Raw genomic sequence first — 23,869 nt, forward strand, 5'->3', positions numbered from 1 at the left:
GATATAATCGCTTATACCCGTTTATTCATTAAGTAGGTCGCAAAGCCTATAAAAATAACACTAGGCAGCACGGCGCCAATTATGGCAGGTATTTGGTAAACCATTACCACGGGACCAAATATCTCGTTTGTTAAATGAAATACAATGCCTGTTACAACACCCATAATTATTCGTGCGCCCATAGTTACAGTGCGTAATGGACCAAATATAAAAGAAAGCGCAACCAATAACATAACCGCAACCGACACGGGTTGCATGAACTTTCGCCAAAGAGCAAGATCATAAGTACTGGTATCTTGTTCATTTTGCTCTAAGTAGCTTAAGTACGACCATAACCCTGTAAACGAAAGCGACTCAGGCTTTACAGATACAACGCCTAACTTTTCAGCGGTTAGTTGCGATGGGTAAAACTCTTCTGGGTGTAGTTCAGTCGTAATTAACTCATCCGTAATAATTACTTTGTTTACATCACGTAAAAGCCACCCATCTTTTCGGCTAATTGCCTCTTTAGCTTTAGTAATTTGAGTAAGTTCAAGTGAGCTATCAAAATAATACATGTGCAAACCGTTAAGCTTACCGCTTTCATCCACATCTTCTATATTTATGAAGTTATTTCCATCTTTCGCCCAAACCCCTTTTTGTGCGCTAAACACATCTCCGCCATGGATAGCTTGGTTTCGCATTTCTTTTGCACGTAACTGTGCCTCTGGTGCTCCCCATTCGCCAAGCGCCATCATACAAATGGCCATAAACATGGCGGTTTTCATCACCGAACCAATAATTTGCAACCGCGACATACCCGCTGCTTGCATAACCACTAATTCACTATTTGAAGCAAGCGCACCAAGCCCTGTTAAGCCCCCAATGAGCGCAGCCATAGGGAAAAACACCACTAAATCACCAGGAATACTGTACAGCGTATACAGCATGGCGGTAATCAAATCGTAACTACCACGCCCTACCGATTTTAACTGTTCAATAAATTTAATTAAGGTACTGATGCCAACTAAAACCAACAAAGCAAAGCCTGTTGTTTGTAAAATGCTGCGGCCTAAATACCAGTCGAGTGTTTTCATCATGAGCTTAACTCCCGCTTAGTGACAACAGCCTTTAGCAAAGCGCCTATAGGGCGGCCTTTTATAATTAATAAGCCACCAATAAATAAGGCACTCAAGTGAATCCACCAAAGCCCAATTGACGGCGGTATTTTGCCATCTTCTATCGCGAATTTTGCGGCATTTAATAAAATAAAATACCCAAGATACAAACTTATAGCGGGTACCAATTTAGCAAATTTGCCTTGGCGAGGATTAACCACACTTAACGGCACTGCTAGTAAAGTAAGCAGCGGAATAGAAAGAGGAATAGCGATACGCCACTGCCATTGAGCAATAGACTCAGGCGTATTAATAGCAAGCAACTGATTAGTCGGCACAGCTTCTAACTTACGGCGTTGATGCTCTATTTCTTGTTCACGAATTTGTACACTGTAACCATCAAACTCGGTCAGGTTTAATGCTGGTGTTGTTGCGTCGGTTTCGTATCGTTTCCCATCGGTTAACACTAACTGTTGCTCACCGTTTTGCGCTTCAATTACCACGCCTTGCTCTGCGTATACTAGTCGAGCTAATTCATCGTTATCACTATTTGGTAGCTGTGCAACAAACACTTTGTTCAGCTCTTTGCCACCATTTTCAATGTTATGAATAAACACCACGGCTTTTTCGTTCCCTGTTTCTTGAAAACGACCGGCTCTTAATGCTGACAGCCCTGCGTCAGCTTTAGCTTGTTCTTTTAATTGATATTCTTGCTCACTGGCCCACGGTGCTAGGTACATAGTTAATGCGCCAGCCAAAAGCGCCAAGCCTGCGCTTGATATTAAAGTTACACGCACTACATACCATTCGCTCACACCACACGCTTTTAATACCGTCATTTCGCTGTCGGCGTAAATACGGCTATACGCTAAAATAATGCCTAAAAATATACTCAATGGAAGAATTAACGAGGCAAGTTGTGGTAACTTTAACGCAATCATCGACAGCACTAATTGAGCAGGAATGCTTCCCTCTGATGCGTCACCTAAAATAACCACCAGCTTTTGTGATAAAAAAATGGTCATTAAAGTTAAAAATACGGCGACCTGCGATTTTAAAACCTCAGCGGTCAAATAACGAAAAATAAGCAATGCTCGCCCCTGTTAAACTTAGTATTTCACTACAATAGTGAGTGTAGAATAGTTAAATAGCTATTTTGCACAGTTTATACCGACAAATAGGCTATTATTATAAGCCATCAAAATTAATTATCCTACCTAAGTGCAAGATATAATGTTGCATTAGTAGCCCTTAAGCATATAAAGTTCAATTACACAGTAAGAGTCGGTAAAAATCAGCTAAAATGAGTATTATCTCTACATAAGCTTAGCTACTAAGACTAGAAAATATTATTTTTGGCCTTATTTATTAGCTTAAATGACTCACAACCAGGAGCAACAATGGAATTTAGCGTAAAAAGTGGTAGCCCAGAAAAACAACGCAGCGCATGTATTGTCGTTGGCGTGTACGAACCACGCAGGTTATCCCCCATTGGTGAACAACTCGATAAAATCAGTGATGGTTACATTTCAAATTTACTTCGCCGTGGCGACCTAGAGGGTAAACCTGGCCAAGTTTTATTATTGCACCATGTCCCTAACGTGTTAAGCGAGCGTATTTTGCTTGTAGGTTGCGGTAAAGAGCGCGAGCTTGATGACAAGCAATACAAACAAATTATCTCTAAAACAATAAATACCTTAAACGATACAGGCTCAATGGAAGCGGTATGCTTTTTAACAGAGCAACACGTAAAAGGCAGAGATACTTATTGGAAAGTACGCCAAGCCGTAGAAACAACGCAAGATTGCTTATACACGTTTAATCAACTTAAAAGTAAAAAAGTAGACCCGCGTCGCCCACTTCGTAAAATTGTATTTAACGTACCCACGCGCCGCGAACTCACTATTGGTGAAAGTGCGATTGAGCACGGTTTAGCTATCGCTGCTGGCAGCAAGTTGTGTAAAGACGTTGCTAACATGCCACCCAATATTTGCAACCCTGCGTATTTAGGCGAACAAGCGCAAGAGCTAGCTACCAATTTTGATAATATCACCGTTGATATTATTGGCGAAGAAAAAATGGCAGAGCTGGGTATGAACTCATATTTAGCGGTTGGCCGTGGTAGTGATAACGAATCTGTTATGTCAGTTATTAACTACAAAGGTGCAAGCGAAGAGCAAGCGCCAATTGTGTTAGTTGGTAAAGGTTTAACCTTTGACTCAGGCGGTATTTCAATTAAACCTGGCGAAGCCATGGATGAAATGAAATACGATATGGGCGGTGCTGCAGGTGTTATAGGTGCAATGCGCGCTTTGGCACAAATGCAATTACCTATAAACGTAATAGGTATTTTAGCTGGTTGTGAAAACATGCCAAGTTCAAATGCTTACCGACCAGGTGATATTTTAACAACGATGTCGGGGCAAACGGTTGAAGTACTTAATACCGATGCTGAAGGTCGTTTAGTATTATGCGATGCGTTAACCTACGTGGAGCGTTTTGACCCAGATACGGTCATAGATGTAGCCACCCTTACAGGTGCATGTATTGTTGCATTAGGTGCTCATGCAACAGGCTTGCTTGCAAACCATAATCCCCTTGCCCACGACTTATTGAAAGCGTCTGAGCAAAGTGGCGACCGTGCATGGCAGCTACCACTGTGGGACGATTATCAAGACCAACTAGAAAGCCCATTTGCTGATTTTACTAACTTAGGTGGGCGCGCGGCAGGCACAATTACCGCAGCGTGTTTTTTATCCAAGTTTACCAAAAAATATAATTGGGCGCATTTAGATGTGGCGGGTACTGCATGGCGAAGTGGTGCAAATAAAGGCGCAACAGGGCGCCCTGTTCCTATGCTAACTCAGTATTTATTGAACAGAGCGGGTGTAAGCGAAGCAGCACACGATTAATTATCTGTTTAGTTCAAAATAAGGCGCCATTAGGCGCCTTATTTATTTGTGTATTAATTGAAGCAAACCCCGTTATATGGCAAAATCTGCCTCTTAATTTATGTGTATTAACCTAGTGCACATTCAATGTCATGGGAAAGCCCGATACAATGAACATGAACGCTAAATTTTTCGTTCTAAAGCAACAAGATGAGTCTAAAGCCCAGGCTGATGATCATTTTGCTTTGGCTGCACAAATAGCGGCCGATCAGTATCGTAATGGGCAACGTGTATTTATTTGTGTAAACGATAACGATACAGCCTGTGCCATTGATGAAATTATTTGGGCATTCGACCCAGACAGTTTTGTACCACACAATTTACAAGGTGAAGGCCCTAAAGGCGGAGCCCCTGTTGAAATTGGTATTACGCCACCTGTTGGCAACCGAAAAGTTTTAATAAACTTGGCCACTCAGCTACCTGATTACATTCGCCGATTTAACCAAGTTTTTGATTTTGTCCCCGTAGAACCTGTTGCTAAACAAGCAGCCCGCGAGCGTTTTAAAAAGCTACGCCAACTCGGTGCCAATCTCACCACGCAAGATATTAATAGCTAGCCACTCAGGCAAACTAACCAACTAATTTAAGTACTTATTTAAGGTTCTGTGTAATGGATAAAACCTACAATCCGCAAGATATTGAACAGTCTCTATATCAAGACTGGGAACAAAAAGGCTACTTTAAGCCATCTGGCCAAGGCGTACCGTATTCTATTATGATCCCGCCGCCAAATGTCACGGGTAGCTTACACATGGGCCACGCTTTCCAAGATACAATAATGGATACCCTTACGCGTTTTAAACGTATGCAAGGTAACAACACATTATGGCAAGTAGGTACTGACCACGCAGGTATTGCAACGCAAATGTTGGTTGAGCGTAAACTGCATGCTGAAGAAGGTAAAACACGCCACGATTTAGGCCGTGAAGATTTTATTAATAAAATCTGGGAATGGAAAAACGAATCGGGCGGCACAATTACTAAGCAGCTTCGTCGCCTTGGCGCATCAGTTGATTGGGACCGTGAACGTTTTACGATGGACGATGGTTTATCTGAAGCCGTTAAAGAAGTGTTTGTTCGCCTTCATAAAGAAAACCTAATTTACCGTGGTAAACGCCTAGTAAACTGGGATCCAAAATTACACACAGCAATTTCAGACCTTGAAGTTGAAAACAAAGACAAACAAGGCCACATGTGGAACTTACGTTACCCACTAGCTGATGGCGTTAAAACACAAGACGGTAAAGACTACATTGTAGTCGCAACTACGCGCCCAGAAACTATGCTAGGCGACTCTGGTGTTGCAGTAAACCCAGATGACGAGCGCTACACAGATTTAATTGGTAAAGACATTTTATTACCTATCGTTAATCGTCGTATCACCATTGTTGCTGACGAACACGCCGATAAAGATAAAGGCACAGGTTGTGTAAAAATAACCCCAGCTCACGACTTTAACGATAACGAAGTTGGCAAGCGTCACAAAATGCCAATGATCAATATTTTCGATAAAGACGCCGCTATTTTAACGCAAGGTGAAACTTACACCTTTGACGGCAAAGAGCTTGAGCTTGATGCGCCTATTCCAGCGCGTTTTCATGGGCTTGATCGTTTTGCAGCGCGTAAAGCGATTGTGGCTGAATTTGAAGAGCTTGGCCTACTTGAAAAAACTGAAGATCACGGCCTAACTGTTCCATACGGTGACCGCTCTGGTGTGGTTATTGAGCCACTACTTACAGACCAATGGTATGTACGTGTTGCGCCACTTGCAGAACCTGCTAAAGATGCAGTTAAAAACGGCGACATTCAATTTGTGCCTAAGCAATACGAAAACATGTACTTTTCGTGGATGAACGACGTACAAGATTGGTGTATATCACGTCAGCTTTGGTGGGGTCACCGTATTCCAGCTTGGTACGACAGCGAAGGCAACGTATACGTTGGCCGCGATGAGGCGGAAGTACGCCGCGATAACAACATTGCAGATAGCGTAGCACTTAGCCAAGACGAAGACGTACTAGATACATGGTTCTCGTCAGCGCTTTGGACATTCTCAACGCAAGGCTGGCCAGAAAACACCGATGATTTAAAAACCTTCCACCCGTCTGACGTGTTGGTAACGGGTTTTGATATTATTTTCTTCTGGGTTGCCCGTATGATCATGATGACGCTGCACTTTATTAAAGATGAAAATGGTAAACCACAAGTGCCGTTTAAAACAGTGTATGTTACTGGCCTAATACGTGACGACAACGGCGATAAAATGTCTAAGTCAAAAGGTAACGTGCTTGACCCGCTAGACATGATTGACGGCATTGAGCTTGAAGACTTAGTACAAAAGCGTACTGGCAACATGATGCAGCCTAAACTTGCCGCTAAAATTGAAAAAGACACGCGCAAAGTATTCGCAAATGGTATTGAAGCACACGGTACCGATGCGCTTCGCTTTACCCTTGCTGCAATGGCATCTACCGGTCGTGATATTAACTGGGATATGAACCGCCTTGAAGGTTACCGCAACTTCTGTAATAAACTATGGAACGCGAGCCGTTACGTATTAATGAACACAGAAGAGCAAGACTGTGGTTTTGCAAACGGTGCACAAAAAGAGTACTCGCTAGCTGATCGTTGGATTTTAGGCCAATATGAAGCCACCGTTAAAACGTACACTGAGCACCTTGATAACTACCGCTTTGATTTAGCCGCTAATACACTTTACGAATTCACTTGGAACCAGTTCTGTGATTGGTACTTAGAGTTGACCAAGCCTGTATTATTTAAAGGCAGTGAAGCACAGCAGCGCGGTACACGTAATACACTCATTACGATACTAGAAAGCCTACTACGTTTAATGCACCCAATGATGCCATACATCACAGAAACGATTTGGCAACGCGTTGCACCACTTGCAGGGCTTGAAACAGCGGGCACTAGCATTATGGTACAAGGCTTCCCTGTTTATAATGAAGCAAGCGTTGATGCCAAAGCGATGGAAGACTTAGAGTGGGTTAAGCAATTCATTTTAGCGATTCGTAACATTCGTGGTGAAATGGATATTAGCCCAAGCAAGCCACTGAGCGTATTACTTGCCAATGCATCAAGCGAAGATGTGCGCCGTATTGAAGAAAACAAATCATTCTTGGCATCATTGGCTAAGCTTGAAGAGTTTACAATGCTTGAAAACAAAGACGACGCACCAGCGTGTGCAACCTCTTATGTTGGCAACCTTGAAATTATGATCCCAATGGCGGGCTTAATTGATGTTGAAGCAGAGCTTGCACGTATCAACAAGCAACTCGAAAAAGCAGAAAAAGGCCTAGCGCAAGTGCAAAACAAACTCGCTAACGAAAAGTTTGTAAACAATGCACCAGAAGCCGTTCTTGCAAAAGAAAACGCTAAGTTAGCTGAATTCACCGATGCTAAAACTAAGCTGCTTGAGCAAAAAACGAAGATTGAAAGCTTATAATTTTAGTCACCTGCCTGCTAAAGCAATTTAGCAGGCATTAAAAAGCCGCTCACTTTAATTAAAGTGAGCGGCTTTTTTTGTGCCTAATGACTAAGCTAAAGGCACTTCTACATTAAAACGTGTAGTTGTACTGCGCGCCAATAAGCGTAGCATGACCTTTAGATTCAAAAGACCACTGCGAGCCTAAGTTATCTTTTTCAGTGTAGTTTTGTGTTTTACCACGAATAATACTCACGCCTAAATCAACGTTTGAGTTTTTATCGATGATGTAGTTACCACCAAAAGAGAACCAAAAGCGGTCTGTGTCTGGAATCGAGATTGATAAATGCTGTTGTGATACAGGCGACTCGTCAAACGCAATACCTGCACGTAACAATAGGTTTTCGTTGTACTGGTAGTCAGTACCTACTGAGTAACGAAGTGCATCAGAGAAATCTTCTGTTTTTTCAAATGCGCTAAACTTATCACCCGTTGGTGCTGTTACTTGTGCTTCCAATGAATCAAAGCTGCTCCAGCCAGTCCACAATACGCTGTAATGTAAGCCTAATTTTTCGTCTAACTGATGTGAACCAGAAAACTCAGCAATAGCAGGTAGCGTTATTTCAACCGAACCTGGAAGTTCAAGCTGTCCGTCTAATCCACCAGGAATAAATGCAGAAGGAAGCTCGTTTGAGTATTCACCTTCAAACGTGATGTCAGTTTCTGTACGGTAGTTAAAACCAAAACGGCTGTTTTCGTCTAATTGGTACATTAAACCAACATTTAAGCCGTAACCAATATCATCACCTTCAAGGTTTACTGCATCTGTTGAAGCAGGGATTGGTAAAGCTGAAGCACCAAACTTACGAATAATTTTAGCTTCTGCATAAATTGCATTTAAGCCAATACCAAAGCTGAACTGCTCGCTTACTTTATAGGCAACGCTTGCGTTCATATTTACAGTTACAATTTCTGTTTCGCCCGCAATTTGACCTGCCGCGTAGTCGTCATCAAATTTTGTTGCTAAACCAAAGTTAGCAAATGCGCCAAAACCAACTGATACTCTGTCGTTTACTGGCATTGTGAAATAAGTTGCTGGAATAATGGCGCTAGGCGCAATGCTGTCGTCATCTAATGCATTCGGGTCGATGCCATTGTTTGTACCAGTGCCTTCAAGGCTAACATCTGGAACAACGGCTATAGCAGCAACACTTAGTTGCTTATCTTTAAATAAAGTCATTAAAGCAGGGTTACGTGCAACAACAGACGCGTCGTCTGCGATAGATGCTTCACCAGCATAAGCACGGCCTAAACCTGATGCGTTTTGCTCAGCTAATTGAAACGCAGCTGCAAAAGAGTCAGCTGAAACAAATGCAAGCGAGGCTGCGATAAGCGTTTTAGAAAATTTCATTGTTGTGTCCTTAACCAAACTCACTGTTTGGGTAGCTATGTGTGTTGTTACTTATATTCAAAACCCGGCTACACTACATTAATTTTTAGAAAAAAACTTCATGATCACACCAAAAACACCTAAAAACAACGTTTTTAACTTACATTTTAACTAACTATTTAAAACTCATCGGACAAGAAATATGTTATTAGAGTAATTGCTCTAAATGTAATTAGTTATCATTTAGATTGACATGAATTACGCCGCATTTTAAACTCTTTTTAAAATAACCAAAGGGTTAAAACTGTGCTGATTGTTCTAATTATGGTGGTTCTTATTTTTTGTGGAGCCAGTGTGTTTTTCTTTTGTAAGGCAAATTACTGCGCATGCACACAGGCCGGACAATGCGACAACCCTGTTAATCGTTACTGGCTAGGCGCTATGTTAAATGCTGTTGTATCGCTCATTTTTTGCTGCACAGCTTTACATGTAGAGCTTGGCACTTTGTTGTGGTTGGTACTAATGGGAAGTTGTTTTTTAGGCGCGTTTATATCAGCTCAGGCAAACCAAAAGCGACAATGTATTAAGGCTAAACGAGAAGATGATCTTTTAACAAACGAGATAAGTTAATTTGATAATCCATTGGCTTTACACTCGCTAAAATTTTAAGCTCTTGGTTGTCGGTACTCAAATCTATATCTTTAGGCGTTACGTGATGATTATGCTTTGCATTATAAAATAATTTAACTTTTGGCTTAATAGGGTTTTGGGTATTTCCCTCTAACACGATTGCTAAACGCTCGTTAGTTAATTTAACAATACTTCCCACAGGGTGGACACCTAAACACTTTATAAAGCGCTGCACTAACTCAGCATCAAATAACTTGTTGCTAGCCAATAAGTAACGTAATGCATTAATAGGCTCATCGCCTTCTTTGTATAGCTTATCAGCGGTCATCGCATCATATACATCAACAATAGCCATAATACGGGCAGCACGACTGAGCTTTTGATCACTTACACCTCTGGGGTAACCTGAGCCATCTAATCGCTCATGATGATTTACTATCATGTCCAACATGAGTGGCGTTACACCCTCTTCCTCTTTTGCTAATATCAACCCTTGAGATACATGCTTTTTTACCGCACTCATTTCAAATTCGGTCAGCTTAGAGGGTTTTGATAGTATACCTTGTGGTATTTTAGCTTGGCCTAAATCATGGAGTAATGCGCCCATTGCCAATTGTTGAACAACCCCTTGCTTGTAACCTAAATACTTAGCAAACACGGCGGTAAAAATGGCACAATTGATCATATGTCGCCAGTTATAATTATGCTTGTCTTTTACGCGCGTAAGTATGGTCATAGCGTTGGTATTTCGAAAAACGGAGCTAACTATCTCACCGGCTATTTCATCAAGTACTTTTACATTAACCGCCATGCCTGCGGTTATATCTCCATATAGCGACTTTAATTTTTACTATGGCGCTCGTAACCTTCACTGGCTGCAGCAAACTCTTGCTCAAGCGTTATACTTGCAGGTGTATTTACGAGTTTTGATTTATCCTTGGCAGGCTTTGCCTTTGTTTGATCACTTAGTTTTGTAGACGCTAGATTTTTATTTTTTTCAGGGGACTTGGAAGTTGGCTTGTACTTAGCGGGGATGGCTACATCGCCTTTAGTAAAATCAATTAATAGCTCAAGCACGCCTTCTGTCGCTAAACGTTTTATAATCGATTTTTCACGAACCAAACCACTGGTTTTAATTTTTATTCCATTAACACCTTCATGTTGCTTAGTTACGCTATCGACATACATGCCGGGAACAAGTTCAGTGATAGGTAGAGTAATAAGCATAAAGGTATTTAAAATAGGGAATTAAACACCATTGATAGCATTTTACACCTGTACAAGTCTAACATTTGTTTCATTTACGTTAATAAATGACTATAAAGGATTGCTTATCACTCACTTAAAAATGTACATTTAAATAAATTTACCACGCTATTAATTAGGTGGCTTTAATCTAGTTGCTCGAAGCTAAATGTGTTTATAACTTAGAAAAGCTCTTCAATTGGCTGCGGTTTATGCACTGCATAACCTTGCGCGTAATCTACGCCCATTTCTAATAGAGTTTGCTTAATTCGTGAAGTTTCGACAAACTCAGCAATAGTTTTCATACCCATAACGTGGCCAATCTCATTTATTGATTTCACCATTGCATGATCAATCGGATCGACCGCGATATCTTTAACAAAAATCCCATCTATTTTAAGGTAGTCCACCTTGAGGTTTTTCAGGTACCCAAATGATGATAACCCACTTCCAAAGTCATCTAGTGCAAAACAGCACCCTAGCACCTTTAGTTGGGAAATAAACTTACTGGCAAGTTCTAGGTTTGAAATGGCGGCTGTTTCGGTTATTTCAAAACAGATCTTTTCACTATGCTCACCCAAAAGGGTAAGTTGCTCTGTAACAAATATTAAAAAGTCCTCATTAGTAAGTGACTGTCCTGAAAGGTTAATAGACAAGAAGTTAACCCCTTTGAGAAAGTTAGGGTTATTTAGAATCATCTTAAATGCGTTTTCAATCATCCAACTATCTACTTTAACAATCAGTTGATAGCGCTCTGCAGGAGGTAAGAAAGCACCCGGAGGAATTATACCTCCCTGATCATCGACCATGCGCAATAGCAATTCATAATGTTTATTTTTATCGCAAGCGAGTGGCTCAATTAATTGTGCGTATATTTTAAAGCGGTTTTCATCTATTGCATCTTGAACTCTATTTACCCACTGCATCTCGCCTTGGCGCACTGCGAGCTCTTCGTCATCATCATAATGAACATGGATTCTATTTCGTCCCTTCTCCTTTGCTATATAACAAGCAACATCAGCTAACTTTAGCACCTCTGTAAAATCCACATATTTATCGGTAATTTGGATCAACCCCATGCTTACACCTATACGAAAGCTGCGACCTTCCCAAACAAATCTATAATCCTCAATTTCTTTTTGAATTAAGCTAGTTACACGATGGGCGTTATCAAATGAGCAGTTTTCCATCAATACAGCAAACTCATCCCCCCCGAGGCGTGCTACCACATCTGTTTTTCTTACTACTTTTTGCAATAAAGAACCGAGCTGACGAAGTAATTCATCGCCAGCTAAATGACCACAGGTGTCATTCACTACTTTAAATTGATCAAGGTCCATATAACATAAAGCATGATCAACTCGTTTTTCAGCAGCAACTGACAATAAAAGCTCAACGCGACGCTTAAACTCTCTTCTATTTGCTAAACCAGTGAGTGAATCATGAGATGATTGGTAGCTGAGTTTTTCTTCTGATTTTTTTCTTGCTGTAATATCTACATGAGTGCCCACTAAACGAGTAATTTCACCTTCCTCACTTTCAACAACAAAAGCACGAGAAAAAATATTTACATAGCTACCATTTTTATGGCGCATTCTAAACTCAGCCTCATAGTGCTTAGTTTTAGATTCCATAAACGAATGGATTTTAGCAACTGCTGGAGCTAGATCGTCAGGGTGAACAAGCCTTTCCCATGTAGCAAAACTATTTGTAAGCTCGTCTTCTTTATACCCCAACATCGATTTCCATCGCGGTGAGTAATACATTTTTTCGTTAGCAATATCCCAATCCCAAAGTCCATCATTAGCGCCCTTCATGGCTAAACTTAACCGCTCTGTGTTTACTGAGGCTTTTTGTTTTTCGAGTATGAGGTCGTTTTTTTGCTGTTCTAAAGAAAGGGTTAATTCAGTAATGATATTAGATAGCTCACGTATTTGGCCATTTTCATACTCAAGTTCAGTAATATCATAAAAAATATTTAATATAATACTGGCATCCCCATTTTTTAAAGGAACGGCACTGCCAAGTACAGTACGTTTACGCCCGTCTTTGCACTGTATAGTTAGCTGCATTGGCACAAAGCGAGTATTCATTTTTTTTGCATCGTTTAATTTTTTGTGCCACAAGTTCATCACACAGTCGCGATAATGGCTATTAGGAAGTACTTTGCCCCACCATTCATCTACTGTGGGTATATCGCTTGCTCTATAACCAAACATATTAACAAACGTATCGTTAGCATGGACAATAGTGTTATGAGCGTCATTCAATACAAATGGGACAGGGGAAGAGTTAAATATATGTATAAATAAATCATTACAACAGGCGTTTTTTTCTAGCTCAGATATTTTGGCATCTGCCTTTGCCAGATCAAATTTAAGCTGCTCAATACTATCCATTCACTGTGTTTCCCAAAAGTACGAATGTATTAATACACCTTTGTTCTATTGATGTATTTGAGTAACACAAACACAACGCACCAATGGCATAATTAGATATCTATCATAATCAAAACAATAGGCAGTAAAGTCTATTTAAGCAAGGTGGTTAATAATTAGAAAGGGAGTAAAACACAGGTAAGTTTTTGGCCTAGTTAAATCAAATGGCGCTCTCGGTAGGGATCGAACCTACAACTCAGCCTCCGGAGGGCCACGTGATATCCATTTCACCACGAGAGCACATTTGCTGCCGCCACATCAACTCGCGATATCAATGTGTTAGCATACGCTAATGATAAAGCCATCTTTACACAAATGCTAGCGACATTAGTTTATATGATTACTAATTAGGCACTTTTGAATAAAACATGTGACTATTTTATAAAAACGCGTTATTTATTAATATTCGATAAAAATAGTTACGCTTTAGCAACATTTTAACTATCATTGTCACAGTAATGAAAATATTTAAAAGAGGAATTAATAATGAGTTTGATGTCTACGGAGCAAGTTGCAGAATTTTTAGGTGTAAAAGAAGAGCGCGTAAAACGTCTTGCACGTGAAAGTTTATTAATCGCTAAGTCAGAAGATGAAAACGGCGAACCGCAGTTTGATGCAGATGAAGTAGCAAAATATAAAGAGTTAGCAGCGCGTTTTGGTGGCCTTTAAAAGCCACATGCTGCAATAAGTTTTAGCAGCTGCGCGCGTAATTTTTTTGCTGGAGCTCTTATGTCGCGCTGCTCATACCAACCAATACTTAAAACCAAAAATAACAGCTTATAACAATTAAGCTTATCGGTTGATGTTACAAACCCTACCTTTTTATCTTTATATTTAGCGTAACTATTTAATAACGCATCATCATTATTTTTATTTAGCTCAAAGCTAACACTTAGCGCCGCTAAATCAAAATACACGTCGTTAGTTTTAGCGTACTCAAAATCAATTAAGTAGCTGCCTGACTCATTCACTATTAAATTATCTTTAATTAAATCGTTGTGGCAAAAACCAAGCTCGATAGGCATGGCCGTAATAAAGTTAACCGCTGCACTAATTAGCTGCTGATGCTCCAAATACACTGGTGAACATTTATAACAGCTTAGCTCTTGGGCTATGTTCATTGGCTCAGTGCTAACTGAGTAAGCATGGACAGTGACAAGCTTTTTAATCACGTCGTCGATTGATAGACTCTTTGCGGTACTACCGTCAAAGTAATTAAACACAGCCAGTTGATTTTGTTTATCAAGCCATACAGGCGAAGGACATATATTTGACGCACTCAGGCGACGCTGTGCCTCTAAGGCGTATTCTGGCCAATGGTCTTTGTAACGCTTTAATAAATACTTCTCTTGAGTCGTATTTATTAACACATTTTCGTTACTTAAACCTTGTGATAAAGGCACGCATGAAATAACGCTACTTGGTGCTATAAACGCACGGCATTTGTTTATAAGTGCATTGTAATCACTCATAAATTAAAGCTGTGCGAGTGGCTTAGCTTGGCTTTGCTCGTATTCTTCATACCAGGTTTTAAATCCCCACCCTGCCATAATGGTGTAAAACACAAAAAGCGCTAATGTTGGGTAGTAGCCTTTTTCGTAATATAAATACATAGACGCTGCGTCTATGACTATCCAATACAACCAGTTTTCAAGGATTTTTTTGGCAACTAAGTAAGTCGTCACAACGGCAAAACAGGTTGTAAAGCTATCTAGGTAAGCAAAATCAGCATGCGTATAGTTAGTCATAAAATACCCAATGCCTGTTGCCGCAATAGAGGTAAGTATGATTAAAAGCGCATGACGTTCCATAGACCAAGAACTAATACTCAGGTTGTTATTATTAGCTTTGCCTTTTCGCCACACAACCCAGCCAAATACAGCCATATACATGTAATAAAAGTTGAGTAATGACTCCATTAGCAATGCGCCATTCCAATACATAATAGTATAAATTAGCGTACTAAAAAACGCAGCAGGCCAGCACCACAGGCTTTCTTTTATCGCCAACAATAAATAAGCAATTGATAACACAACCGCAATATATTCCCAGTGCGACATGGCAGTAAAACCGCTTAACGTTTTTGTTATAAATTCCATAGTGTGCTGTTACCGTTAAATTGTGGCGAAAAAACTACTGAGGCGATAAATCGCCAGACAAAAACTTACACACAAAAATAGCTTTGCCAAACTCTTCGTATGAACGTTTAATTTCGGTATTGAGTACTTGCATCACTAAATCATAATCGCCAAAAATTTGTGTCGATAGTGTATTAGTAATCACTTTTAAACCATCGTATTCGTTTAATCGATCAATAAACCCTTTGATAAAAGGAATGTAATCTTGGTGAAGTGGGTACTTACTAATCTCTACTGATAATTTCATTATTAACCCTATGGTTTGAGTGCCTAGTTATATCGTGTCATTCAATGCTAGAGCCGCTACTAAATACAGTGTAAAATCGCTTTAATACTCAATTACAATGAGCGTAATATGGCACGCAGAATAACCTATAAATTTAAAAACCAACCGCGCGAAATAAATTTTGCTAAAGATAAATACCACGACATGTATCAAGCAATTGCTGCTGCCGAAGGCATTGATTTAACGAATTACTTAAGCATGGTACAGCAAATAGAAATGACCTCTAAAGGGTCAGCTTCTGTTCGTAACTTTCGTGATCAAGAGTTTGCCCGCATGGGCTTTAGTGATATTTACTTTATTAAAGAGTAACTACCACTATTTAATTATGGCTGATACTCATAACTTACGCGCGGTGTAATATTACACAAAAGCTCGTAAGGAATGGTATCGGCGCACTGTGCTATTTCTTCTACTGGTAGCTCTGGGCCCCACATTGTGACTCTGTCGCCTACTTTTATGTTGTGCTCGTTTTGGCCTATGTCTACGCTAATCATATCCATTGCCACACTACCTACAATACCATAGCGCTGCTTGCCAATAACCACTGGTGTACCCTCTTTTGCATGTCGCGGGTAACCGTCACCATATCCCATAGCAACCACAGCTAACTGAGTCGCTTTATCGCTTTTCCAACGCCCACCATATCCTACGGCCTCGTTAGCTGGAACATGGCGCACTGCTATAACACGTGTCGTTAAACGCATAACGGGTTTAAGCTGGTGCTGCTCACCCAATGCGTTTGCCATAGGTGATACCCCATATAACATTAAACCAGGGCGTACCCAATCGCCATGAGCATTCGGCCAAGCAATAATGCCTGCCGAGTTAGATAAGCAATGTGCTTGGTTAATATTATTTACTAGGCAGTCAAACTGTGAAATTTGCTGTGCTGTCTTGGTGTTATTTACATCGTCCGCGCATGCAAAGTGGGTCATTAAATTAACGGTGTTATTGGCATTGGGTGTTTTTTGCAGGCGCTTATAAAATTCATCAAACTGCTCTGGGGCAATACCCAGGCGATGCATGCCGGTATTTACTTTAAGCCAGCACAATAAAGGCGCTTCAAGCTCAGCCTCTTCCAAAGCGGCAAGCTGATACTCATCATGAATAATAGTTTGAAAGTTATTGGCCAATAAAATAGGTAAATCGTCTTTATTAAAAAAGCCTTCAAGTAACACAATCGGTTTTGTTAACCCGCCAGCTCGAAGCGCTAAAGCTTCATCTATACGTGCTACTGCAAATGCGTCTGCATCATTTAAATGTTGTGCAATTTTAACCAAACCATGGCCATAAGCATTGGCTTTTAATACCGCCATAACTTTACTGTTTGGTGCAAAACGCTTTACCTGCGCTAAATTATGCGCAAGTGCCGTTAAATTAATTTCAGCAGTAGCTAAGCGCATTAATACTCGTCATCCATCGCAGGACCTGCGTAGTTATCAAAGCGAGAAAACTGCCCTTGGAACGTCAAGCGCACCTTACCAATTGGACCGTTACGCTGTTTACCTATGATGATTTCGGCTATGCCTTTTTCAGTACTGTCTTCGTTGTAGACTTCATCACGGTATATAAACATGATTAAATCGGCATCCTGCTCTATCGAGCCAGATTCACGTAAATCTGAGTTAATTGGGCGTTTATCAGCACGTTGCTCAAGCGTACGGTTTAGCTGCGAAAGCGCAACAACCGGGCATTTTAATTCTTTTGCTAGTGACTTAAGAGAGCGTGAAATTTCTGCTATTTCAAGTGTTCTGTTATCCGATAAGCTCGGCACACGCATAAGCTGAAGGTAATCAACCATGATCATACTGATACCACCATGATCGCGCGCAATACGACGTGCACGTGAGCGAACATCGGTAGGTGTTAACCCTGATGCATCATCAACATACATTTTACCTTTTTCCATCAACAAGCCCATGGTTGATGAAAGACGCGCCCAATCATCATCGTCTAGCTGACCAGTACGTACCTTAGTTTGGTTAATACGACCAAGTGATGCCAGCATCCTCATCATGATTTGCTCAGAGGGCATCTCTAATGAGTAAATAAGCACAGGCTTGTCTTGTGTCATTGCCGCATGCTCTGCAAGGTTCATCGCAAAGGTAGTTTTACCCATTGAAGGACGCGCGGCTACAATAATTAAATCAGAAGGCTGTAAACCTGTGGTCATTTTATCTAAGTCAGCATAGCCGGTACTTACGCCTGTTACACCATCTTGCGGAGATTGGTATAGCTCTTCTATTTTATCAACAGTTTTTTCGAGTATGTTGTGTATGCTTTGCGGACCTTCGGTGCTTTTTGAACGCTGCTCAGCAATTTTAAATACTTTACTCTCGGCAAAATCTAATAAGTCATGGCTTGTACGCCCTTCGGTATTAAAACCGGCCTCGGCTATTTCATTTGCTACACCAATCATTTCACGCACAACCGCACGCTCTCGCACAATATTAGCGTACGCATCGATATTAGCGGCACTCGGTGTATTTTTGGCTATTTCGGCTAAGTAAGCAAAACCACCAATTCCTGCCAGTTTATTATTTTTTTCAAGGCTTTCAGAAATCGTAATTAAATCGATTGGATCACCCAACTCTGCAAGCTCTGTCATTGCTTCAAAAATAAGCTTGTGCGTACGAGTATAAAAATCTTGAGATACAACAAGTTCGGCTACGCGGTCATATGCTTGGTTATCAAGCATTAAGCCACCTAAAACAGATTGTTCAGCTTCTATTGAATGGGGAGGAACTTTAAGGGTATCGACTTGCTTATCTGGTTTGGCCATAACTTCACAGTACTAAAATTGAATGGCTCTATTCTATCGACTTGCCGGGGTTGTGCAAATAGCAAAGCAGGAAATCTTTTCCTGCTTTTTGTAACTCAAAAGTTTACGATTTACCTTTTAAGCTCAATACGGCCACTTATAGTATCCATTTCAACGTCTGCATTGCCGCCATTAATAACAAACTCAAGCTCACTGGCTGGGCCATATTTGGCTTTTTTTACTTTGTCATCGCTAAGCTCATTAATAATTTTGCCATTGGCATGGGCTTCAATCTCAAATTTAGCCGATACATTAGCAGGGAAGAAAAATTCTGCATCGCCACTTACTGATTCGAAACGTACATCTGCACTGTCCAGTAGCTCACCAATACGAACTTCAGCTTCACCATTTACAGTGTTTATACGTAGGTTTTTGATGCTAGCCAGCTTAAAGTTTATGTCACCGTTCACATTTTCAAGACGAACATCGCTCGCGCTTGATGACGACTTAATATCACCATTCACAGCGCTAAAGCGTAACTCACCACTAGACTGTTCATCATTTATTTCGCCATTTACCGTTTCAAATTGAATATTACCGCTCAGGCTTTGTGCATTCACATCACCGTTAACGCTGGTTAGCTTAATATTACCTGCTAAATTTTGTGCGGTAATTTCACCATTAACCACATTTACTTCTGCACCATTTTTAAGTGCTTTAGCTATTACCGATACATTAACACCACGAAAGTCTAATGCGCTGCTATGCGGCATAAAAATAGTTAGTTTAGAGCCATCGCCATTGCTACCCCAGCCCATTTTACGTGGCATTTTTACAACAAAATATGTATTGTCGCCTCTCGTTTCGAGCTCAAAACCTTCTGCCTTATCGTCAAGCTCGCCCACTACTTTAAACTCGCTTTTATCCCAACCAGCAATACTTACATCACCACGCTGATTCTCAATAAAAACAGTACCCTCTTTTGGCACTTCTATTTGTTTATCAATTTTTTCTCCTGCAAATACAGCAAGTGGAAATAAGCTTAATCCTAGTAAAATTGCTTTCATGTTTTTCTCCTAAATACTTTGCCAACGAGGTGCATGCACCTTATTAATCAAATCAAGTTGTTGTTGATAAATCTGCGCTAACATTGTTAGCAATGCTTGGTTTTGGGGTTCGTTTTTAAGTGCTTGCTTAATGGCATATTCTGCCTCTTCAAGTTCTTGTAATTGTGTTTGCCAATTATCGGTTAAGGCGTCTTGATTTTTATACTGCACCAGTAAGCTTTGCTTTTGCTGTGCAAAATAGTCACTTATGGCCACAACCGGTTGTGGTTTAGGGTTTATTACAAACATATTGAGCGCCACTAGTGCAGCAACGGTACATGCCGCAATTGCGCTTAACTTTGGCCATAAAGTAACGGCTGATTGCTCAGGCTCATTGGTATTTACAATGGCTCTTTCTATACCTGCCCACAGATCTTTTTGTGGCGTTATCTCTTTATCAAGCGTGTTTAATGATTTATCTAAAAAGTCGTCAAAGTTTGGTTTATTCATTTTCATACCACTCTTGTAATAACTGCCTTGCTCGATGATATTGTGACTTGCTTGATCCAACGGCAATACCCAACTGCTCTGCTATTTCTTCATGTCGATAACCTTCTACTGCAAACAATACAAACACCATGCGTGCGCGCTCAGGTAACCTAACAATTAGCTTATCTAAGCCGTTTAAGCCTTTACAGTCTTTAGCCGATTGCTCATCCATACCGTCTTGTTCAATGCTAACGACTTTTTGTACCCAGCTTTTTTGTTTACGTAAGTAGTTAATCGCAATATTACTCGCCACACTGTATAACCAAGTAGAAAACTGCGAACGACCATCAAACATTGCTATTTTGTGCCACACCTGAACAAACACTTCTTGCGCAGCATCCTCAGCGTGTGACTGATCAGCTAATAAGCGCAAGCACAAACCGTAAACGCGTTTAATATGCAATTGGTAAAGCATTGTGTATGCACTTTGATCACCCGACTTTACGCGCTCAATCAATGCATTTTCGCATTCAGCGGGTTGATCGGGTTTAACGTGTAACATCCGTGATATCACCTTTTAATTATTATGGTATTGGTACCATTTCAAGTGTATTGATAAGTTAGACGCAATAACAGCGGTAAAAGGTTTGAATGAAATGAAAATAAATTTAAAGAATTTAAATTCTAAATAAGAAGAGTATTAGGAGGCTTTACCACATTAATAATATAAACACTGAATTTTAGGCACAAAAAAGCCGTGCTAAAAGCACGGCTTTTGTCGCTTAATTAAAAATTAAGCTTCAGCGATTACGATTACTTTGATAGTAGCCGTTACGTCTGTGTGAACAGAAATTGATACGTCAAATTCACCAGTCTCACGGATAGTACCTAGAGGCAAACGAACTTCTGACTTAGCAACTTCAACACCAACAGCTGAGATAGCGTCAGCGATGTCACGAGTACCGATTGAACCGAATAACTTACCTTCGTCACCAGCTTTAGATACTAAAGTAACTTCTGCTAATGCTTCTAGTTTTTCAGCGCGTGCTTGTGCAGCAACTAACTGTTCAGCGATTTTCGCTTCAAGTTCTGCGCGACGAGCGTCAAACGTTTCAATGTTAGCTTTAGTCGCAGGAACTGCCTTACCTTGAGGGAAAAGGAAGTTACGTGCGAAACCAGATTTAACTACAACCTGTTCACCTAGGCTACCTAGGTTAGCGATCTTATCTAGTAGAATAACTTGCATGTTTCTACACCTTTTAAAAACTGTTAATCCGCTGCTTACTTATGTAAGTCAGTGTATGGAAGAAGGGCTAAGTAGCGAGCACGCTTAATAGCAGTTGCTAGCTGGCGCTGGAATTTAGCGCTAGTACCTGTAATACGGCTAGGTACGATTTTGCCACTTTCTGTAACATAGTTTCTAAGAGTAGCTAGATCTTTGTAATCGATTTGTTGTACGCCTTCCGCTTTAAAGCGGCAGAACTTACGACGTCTGAAATAACGTGCCATGAGATTAATTCCTCAAATAATTCTTTCTATATGCTGAGCATGCAAAACCAATTGGCTAAGGCCGTTACGACCTTCGTGGCGATTTAAAAAACCACTCACTTGCAATGCCTGCCCAACGTGCAAATGTTGAGTCTGTTGTTGCATTTGCTTTCCACTGGCAACAACCTGAAGCTTTACATAACTATTACGGTTAAGGTCTGCTTCGGTTTGCATCGATTTATGTTCTAAAACAAAAATGCAATGCGGGATGCCAGCAGGGCTTTGGCTTAACTTGGGTGTTTTACAAACTACCCCAGATAAAACCAGCTGATTCATAAAAGGGCTAACCATTTATATTTACCGCCAGTTAAACGCCATGCTTGGACTCAAAACAATTAAGCAGCTGGTGCTTCTTTCTTCTCTTCTCTTGCAAGAGGAGACGCTTCAGTTACTGCAGATTTAGTGCGGATAACTAAGTTACGAAGCACTGCATCGTTGTAGCGGAAAGTAGTTTCTAGCTCGCTGATTACTTCAGTAGGTGCTTCAACGTTCATAAGAACATAATGAGCTTTATGAAGCTTGTTAATTGGGTAAGCCAATTGACGACGGCCCCAATCTTCAAGACGGTGGATTGAACCACCAGCTTCAGTGATAGAACCAGTATAACGTTCGATCATACCAGCAACTTGCTCACTCTGATCTGGGTGAACCATGAATACGATTTCGTAATGACGCATGGATATTCCTTACGGTTAATAGAGCCTTCTACCGTTTCGGCCGGTCGGTTTAAGGCAAGGAATTAATAGTTTAAAAGCCGAAATGAGCGCGCATTTTACGCTTAGTAGGATAATTAAGCAAGCAGGTTTTTTAAGCTTTAATAGATAAGTGTTAAAGCTATTGGGTGATGGTACTCGATGCCCCGCTATCAATAAGTAAATTGAAAGTAAGTGCCTTCGTTTTTTTGGAAGTCGCTGAGCTTGCTCGCACAAAAAAATCAAAGCTTTTAATTAATAAAGCCCTGTATGTGCTCCTAAAATATAAACGTTTACTCAAGCCTAAAGCCGTGCAATTATTAAGCAACACATTATTAAATAAGGATATTTATGAAGCTTTTATTATCGCTTGCCTTGATACTTACTTTTAGCACCTCTTTTTTTAGCTATTCAAACACCGCTACAACCGACATAACCGTTGGTAAAAAAGTTATTCTACAATCAAAAATACTTAACGAAGATAGGCCAATCAGCATCTTCATACCTGACACTGTAAAAGACGATCAGCCGCTTTATGTTATTTATTTACTTGATGGTGTTGAGCACTTTCATACGGCCTCTGGCGTTATAAAGTCCCTTGTTGATTACGAGCAAATACCTAATGCCATGCTTGTTGCTATTGATACAACTAACCGAGTTCGTGATTACTTACCTAAAGTAGAGGGTGAGCCTAAAACGGAGTTTCAAACCTTTGTTAAAAATAAATGGCCTGACGCTGGGCAAACCGACAACTTTTTAAAGTTTGTGTCTGACGAACTCATGCCATACATAAACAATAATTACTCAACTAACGGCTACAACACTTTAATTGGTCACTCTAACGCTGGTACATTAGCGCTTTATACTTTAGTTAATCAGCCTGAATTATTTAACAACTACATCGCTATTAGCCCAAATAGTTGGTGGAGTGACGAAGAGTTAAAAAATAATATTATTAAATACACTAAAAATCCTAAAGGTGCTCAAGAGTTATTTATTAGTGTAGCGAGTGAAGGCGCACGTTTTTATACAGGCGCATTAAATACGTTAGTAAATTTAGAACAACAAATGCCCACACAGCTAAAGTGGGAATATAAGCATTACCCTACTTTTAGTCATATGGGCACCAACTTAGCGATAGCCTAATTCACTTGTTTAGCGACCTAATATTTAAAGTAACAGACGAACATGGAAAATTTGCTGATGTATCGCTTATTACCGGTTACTACCAAGCACTGAGCGATAAGTACGGATTTGAGCTTAAAATTCCACAAGATGTGTACGTAGAATTTGCCCACCGCCAGCAAAAGTTTGGTAATACTAAAAAAGCGATAACGACGCTTAAACACTTTACTCACGATTACTCAAATGCAGCCTACTCCCACATGCGATTATCTCAAGGGTACACAGCTGACAAACAATTTAAAGAAGCTGTTACCAGCATGAAACACGCACTAAAACTTGCTAAACAAAATTCGCGCGACCCACTGTTAATTGATGCACTACAAGATATGGTGAATGAAGCCCAAGCCAATTTGTAACTAATTTAACGCAAAGCGCTTTTTAACTAACGATAATAATTACGCGCTATGCTCGTCGCGCCGCCAAGCTAAACGCCTACAGGTGAAATTAAGCTTAGTGTTAAACTTTGCATGAAGACGCAGAGCTTGCTCGCGTAAAAAAGCGCAGCTTTTAATCTGTATAAAGCCACTT

General features: G+C 40.4%; 23 protein-coding genes, 1 tRNA gene and 2 pseudogenes. 8 read left to right on the forward strand and 18 right to left on the reverse strand.

What is annotated here, in order from left to right; genetic code table 11:
- Positions 1-11 precede the first annotated feature (11 nt).
- Positions 12-1,079: an LPS export ABC transporter permease LptG gene (gene lptG / locus P20480_RS03775; protein WP_008131921.1), complete on the reverse strand. Its 1,068-nt coding sequence runs from the start codon at positions 1,077-1,079 to the stop codon at positions 12-14.
- Positions 1,076-2,188 carry an LPS export ABC transporter permease LptF gene (gene lptF, locus P20480_RS03770; protein WP_006793703.1) on the reverse strand — a complete coding sequence of 371 codons (1,113 nt, stop codon included), beginning with the start codon at positions 2,186-2,188 and terminating at the stop codon, positions 1,076-1,078. Before lptF ends, lptG begins: the two co-directional genes overlap by 4 nt.
- Before the next feature lie 309 nt (positions 2,189-2,497).
- Between lptF and pepA the strand changes: the two genes are divergently transcribed.
- From pepA to P20480_RS03755, 3 genes are all read left to right on the forward strand, one after another.
- Positions 2,498-4,009 (forward strand): leucyl aminopeptidase, encoded by a 1,512-nt coding sequence (pepA, locus tag P20480_RS03765; protein WP_008131923.1) that lies wholly within the window; start codon positions 2,498-2,500, stop codon positions 4,007-4,009.
- A 149-nt stretch (positions 4,010-4,158) separates the two neighbouring features.
- Entirely contained in the window at positions 4,159-4,605 is a 447-nt protein-coding gene (locus P20480_RS03760) for a DNA polymerase III subunit chi (protein ID WP_006793705.1), read from the forward strand.
- Between the two features lie 53 nt (positions 4,606-4,658).
- Positions 4,659-7,514, forward strand: coding sequence for a valine--tRNA ligase (locus P20480_RS03755; protein ID WP_008131925.1), 2,856 nt, complete (start codon positions 4,659-4,661; stop codon positions 7,512-7,514).
- A 112-nt stretch (positions 7,515-7,626) separates the two neighbouring features.
- Here P20480_RS03755 and P20480_RS03750 read toward each other — a convergent pair whose 3' ends face one another.
- Positions 7,627-8,904, reverse strand: a complete 1,278-nt coding sequence (locus P20480_RS03750) for an outer membrane protein transport protein (RefSeq protein ID WP_008131926.1) — start codon at positions 8,902-8,904, stop codon at positions 7,627-7,629.
- A 285-nt stretch (positions 8,905-9,189) separates the two neighbouring features.
- Between P20480_RS03750 and P20480_RS19945 the strand changes: the two genes are divergently transcribed.
- Complete coding sequence (locus P20480_RS19945; protein ID WP_083830931.1) at positions 9,190-9,513, forward strand: hypothetical protein; 324 nt, start codon at positions 9,190-9,192, stop codon at positions 9,511-9,513.
- Here P20480_RS19945 and P20480_RS18640 read toward each other — a convergent pair.
- From P20480_RS18640 to P20480_RS03735, 3 genes and pseudogenes are all read right to left on the reverse strand, one after another.
- A pseudogene (locus P20480_RS18640) lies at positions 9,473-10,740 on the reverse strand (HD-GYP domain-containing protein). The gene P20480_RS19945 and the pseudogene P20480_RS18640 overlap by 41 nt on opposite strands.
- A gap of 200 nt (positions 10,741-10,940) precedes the next feature.
- Complete coding sequence (locus tag P20480_RS03740) at positions 10,941-13,157, reverse strand: EAL domain-containing protein (protein ID WP_008131930.1); 2,217 nt, start codon at positions 13,155-13,157, stop codon at positions 10,941-10,943.
- Between the two features lie 204 nt (positions 13,158-13,361).
- Positions 13,362-13,436: transfer RNA gene (locus tag P20480_RS03735), tRNA-Arg, on the reverse strand.
- Positions 13,437-13,682: 246 nt separating this feature from the next.
- On the opposite strand from P20480_RS03735, the gene P20480_RS03730 reads away from it, so the two are divergent.
- Positions 13,683-13,865: a hypothetical protein gene (locus P20480_RS03730; RefSeq protein WP_006793710.1), complete on the forward strand. Its 183-nt coding sequence runs from the start codon at positions 13,683-13,685 to the stop codon at positions 13,863-13,865.
- Here P20480_RS03730 and P20480_RS03725 read toward each other — a convergent pair.
- From P20480_RS03725 to P20480_RS03715, 3 genes are read right to left on the reverse strand one after another with little or no spacing between them, the layout of a single operon-like run.
- Positions 13,862-14,668: a phosphotransferase gene (locus tag P20480_RS03725; protein ID WP_008131931.1), complete on the reverse strand. Its 807-nt coding sequence runs from the start codon at positions 14,666-14,668 to the stop codon at positions 13,862-13,864. The two genes, P20480_RS03730 and P20480_RS03725, sit on opposite strands and share 4 nt — an antisense overlap.
- Positions 14,669-14,671: 3 nt before the next feature.
- Entirely contained in the window at positions 14,672-15,295 is a 624-nt protein-coding gene (pnuC, locus tag P20480_RS03720) for a nicotinamide riboside transporter PnuC (protein ID WP_008131932.1), read from the reverse strand.
- A 34-nt stretch (positions 15,296-15,329) separates the two neighbouring features.
- A complete protein-coding gene (locus P20480_RS03715) occupies positions 15,330-15,581 on the reverse strand; it encodes a YkoF family thiamine/hydroxymethylpyrimidine-binding protein (protein ID WP_006793713.1) in 252 nt (83 codons plus the stop codon).
- A 108-nt stretch (positions 15,582-15,689) separates the two neighbouring features.
- Here P20480_RS03715 and P20480_RS03710 point away from each other — a divergent pair, with 108 nt between their 5' ends.
- Complete coding sequence (locus P20480_RS03710; RefSeq protein ID WP_006793714.1) at positions 15,690-15,929, forward strand: DUF2960 domain-containing protein; 240 nt, start codon at positions 15,690-15,692, stop codon at positions 15,927-15,929.
- Between the two features lie 14 nt (positions 15,930-15,943).
- Here the strand turns inward: P20480_RS03710 and alr are convergent, their stop codons facing one another.
- The 9 genes from alr to rpsF all read right to left on the reverse strand — a co-directional run bounded on the left by alr (position 15,944) and on the right by rpsF (position 22,141).
- Positions 15,944-17,023 (reverse strand): alanine racemase, encoded by a 1,080-nt coding sequence (gene alr / locus P20480_RS03705; protein ID WP_006793715.1) that lies wholly within the window; start codon positions 17,021-17,023, stop codon positions 15,944-15,946.
- Complete coding sequence (gene dnaB, locus P20480_RS03700; protein WP_006793716.1) at positions 17,023-18,402, reverse strand: replicative DNA helicase; 1,380 nt, start codon at positions 18,400-18,402, stop codon at positions 17,023-17,025. The genes alr and dnaB overlap by 1 nt, the downstream gene beginning before the upstream one ends.
- A 110-nt stretch (positions 18,403-18,512) precedes the next feature.
- A complete protein-coding gene (locus P20480_RS03695) occupies positions 18,513-19,448 on the reverse strand; it encodes a DUF4097 family beta strand repeat-containing protein (RefSeq protein WP_008131934.1) in 936 nt (311 codons plus the stop codon).
- A gap of 9 nt (positions 19,449-19,457) precedes the next feature.
- On the reverse strand, positions 19,458-19,943 hold the full coding sequence (locus tag P20480_RS03690; RefSeq protein WP_006793718.1) for a hypothetical protein: 486 nt from the start codon (positions 19,941-19,943) through the stop codon (positions 19,458-19,460).
- Positions 19,930-20,478 (reverse strand): RNA polymerase sigma factor, encoded by a 549-nt coding sequence (locus P20480_RS03685; RefSeq protein WP_008131937.1) that lies wholly within the window; start codon positions 20,476-20,478, stop codon positions 19,930-19,932. The genes P20480_RS03690 and P20480_RS03685 overlap by 14 nt, the downstream gene beginning before the upstream one ends.
- A gap of 231 nt (positions 20,479-20,709) precedes the next feature.
- Positions 20,710-21,162, reverse strand: coding sequence for a 50S ribosomal protein L9 (rplI, locus tag P20480_RS03680; RefSeq protein ID WP_006793720.1), 453 nt, complete (start codon positions 21,160-21,162; stop codon positions 20,710-20,712).
- A gap of 35 nt (positions 21,163-21,197) precedes the next feature.
- Positions 21,198-21,425: a 30S ribosomal protein S18 gene (rpsR, locus tag P20480_RS03675; protein WP_006793721.1), complete on the reverse strand. Its 228-nt coding sequence runs from the start codon at positions 21,423-21,425 to the stop codon at positions 21,198-21,200.
- 12 nt (positions 21,426-21,437) lie between these two features.
- Complete coding sequence (gene priB, locus P20480_RS03670) at positions 21,438-21,755, reverse strand: primosomal replication protein N (protein WP_006793722.1); 318 nt, start codon at positions 21,753-21,755, stop codon at positions 21,438-21,440.
- Positions 21,756-21,799: 44 nt separating this feature from the next.
- Positions 21,800-22,141, reverse strand: a complete 342-nt coding sequence (gene rpsF / locus P20480_RS03665) for a 30S ribosomal protein S6 (RefSeq protein ID WP_006793724.1) — start codon at positions 22,139-22,141, stop codon at positions 21,800-21,802.
- Between the two features lie 167 nt (positions 22,142-22,308).
- Here rpsF and P20480_RS18645 point away from each other — a divergent pair, with 167 nt between their 5' ends.
- The gene (locus tag P20480_RS18645) at positions 22,309-22,548 is read left to right on the forward strand and encodes a hypothetical protein (RefSeq protein ID WP_010557858.1); all 240 of its coding nucleotides are present in this window, start codon (positions 22,309-22,311) and stop codon (positions 22,546-22,548) included.
- Positions 22,508-23,697, forward strand: a pseudogene (locus tag P20480_RS18650) (alpha/beta hydrolase). The gene P20480_RS18645 and the pseudogene P20480_RS18650 overlap by 41 nt, the downstream one beginning before the upstream one ends.
- Positions 23,698-23,869: the final 172 nt, after the last annotated feature.

The organism is Pseudoalteromonas sp. BSi20480 (assembly GCF_000241365.1).
Classification (GTDB): domain Bacteria; phylum Pseudomonadota; class Gammaproteobacteria; order Enterobacterales; family Alteromonadaceae; genus Pseudoalteromonas; species Pseudoalteromonas marina.

What these genes read in the sequence shown, in the direction of transcription:
- lptG (WP_008131921.1), bottom strand. Translation starts at nt 1,079, where the DNA reads ATGATGAAAACACTCGACTGGTATTTAGGCCGCAGCATTTTACAAACA.
- pepA (WP_008131923.1), top strand. Translation starts at nt 2,498, where the DNA reads ATGGAATTTAGCGTAAAAAGTGGTAGCCCAGAAAAACAACGCAGCGCA.
- P20480_RS03760 (WP_006793705.1), top strand. Translation starts at nt 4,159, where the DNA reads ATGAACATGAACGCTAAATTTTTCGTTCTAAAGCAACAAGATGAGTCT.
- P20480_RS03755 (WP_008131925.1), top strand. Translation starts at nt 4,659, where the DNA reads ATGGATAAAACCTACAATCCGCAAGATATTGAACAGTCTCTATATCAA.
- P20480_RS03750 (WP_008131926.1), bottom strand. Translation starts at nt 8,904, where the DNA reads ATGAAATTTTCTAAAACGCTTATCGCAGCCTCGCTTGCATTTGTTTCA.
- P20480_RS03740 (WP_008131930.1), bottom strand. Translation starts at nt 13,157, where the DNA reads ATGGATAGTATTGAGCAGCTTAAATTTGATCTGGCAAAGGCAGATGCC.
- P20480_RS03730 (WP_006793710.1), top strand. Translation starts at nt 13,683, where the DNA reads ATGAGTTTGATGTCTACGGAGCAAGTTGCAGAATTTTTAGGTGTAAAA.
- P20480_RS03725 (WP_008131931.1), bottom strand. Translation starts at nt 14,668, where the DNA reads ATGAGTGATTACAATGCACTTATAAACAAATGCCGTGCGTTTATAGCA.
- pnuC (WP_008131932.1), bottom strand. Translation starts at nt 15,295, where the DNA reads ATGGAATTTATAACAAAAACGTTAAGCGGTTTTACTGCCATGTCGCAC.
- P20480_RS03715 (WP_006793713.1), bottom strand. Translation starts at nt 15,581, where the DNA reads ATGAAATTATCAGTAGAGATTAGTAAGTACCCACTTCACCAAGATTAC.
- P20480_RS03710 (WP_006793714.1), top strand. Translation starts at nt 15,690, where the DNA reads ATGGCACGCAGAATAACCTATAAATTTAAAAACCAACCGCGCGAAATA.
- alr (WP_006793715.1), bottom strand. Translation starts at nt 17,023, where the DNA reads ATGCGCTTAGCTACTGCTGAAATTAATTTAACGGCACTTGCGCATAAT.
- dnaB (WP_006793716.1), bottom strand. Translation starts at nt 18,402, where the DNA reads ATGGCCAAACCAGATAAGCAAGTCGATACCCTTAAAGTTCCTCCCCAT.
- P20480_RS03695 (WP_008131934.1), bottom strand. Translation starts at nt 19,448, where the DNA reads ATGAAAGCAATTTTACTAGGATTAAGCTTATTTCCACTTGCTGTATTT.
- P20480_RS03690 (WP_006793718.1), bottom strand. Translation starts at nt 19,943, where the DNA reads ATGAAAATGAATAAACCAAACTTTGACGACTTTTTAGATAAATCATTA.
- P20480_RS03685 (WP_008131937.1), bottom strand. Translation starts at nt 20,478, where the DNA reads ATGTTACACGTTAAACCCGATCAACCCGCTGAATGCGAAAATGCATTG.
- rplI (WP_006793720.1), bottom strand. Translation starts at nt 21,162, where the DNA reads ATGCAAGTTATTCTACTAGATAAGATCGCTAACCTAGGTAGCCTAGGT.
- rpsR (WP_006793721.1), bottom strand. Translation starts at nt 21,425, where the DNA reads ATGGCACGTTATTTCAGACGTCGTAAGTTCTGCCGCTTTAAAGCGGAA.
- priB (WP_006793722.1), bottom strand. Translation starts at nt 21,755, where the DNA reads ATGGTTAGCCCTTTTATGAATCAGCTGGTTTTATCTGGGGTAGTTTGT.
- rpsF (WP_006793724.1), bottom strand. Translation starts at nt 22,141, where the DNA reads ATGCGTCATTACGAAATCGTATTCATGGTTCACCCAGATCAGAGTGAG.
- P20480_RS18645 (WP_010557858.1), top strand. Translation starts at nt 22,309, where the DNA reads ATGGTACTCGATGCCCCGCTATCAATAAGTAAATTGAAAGTAAGTGCC.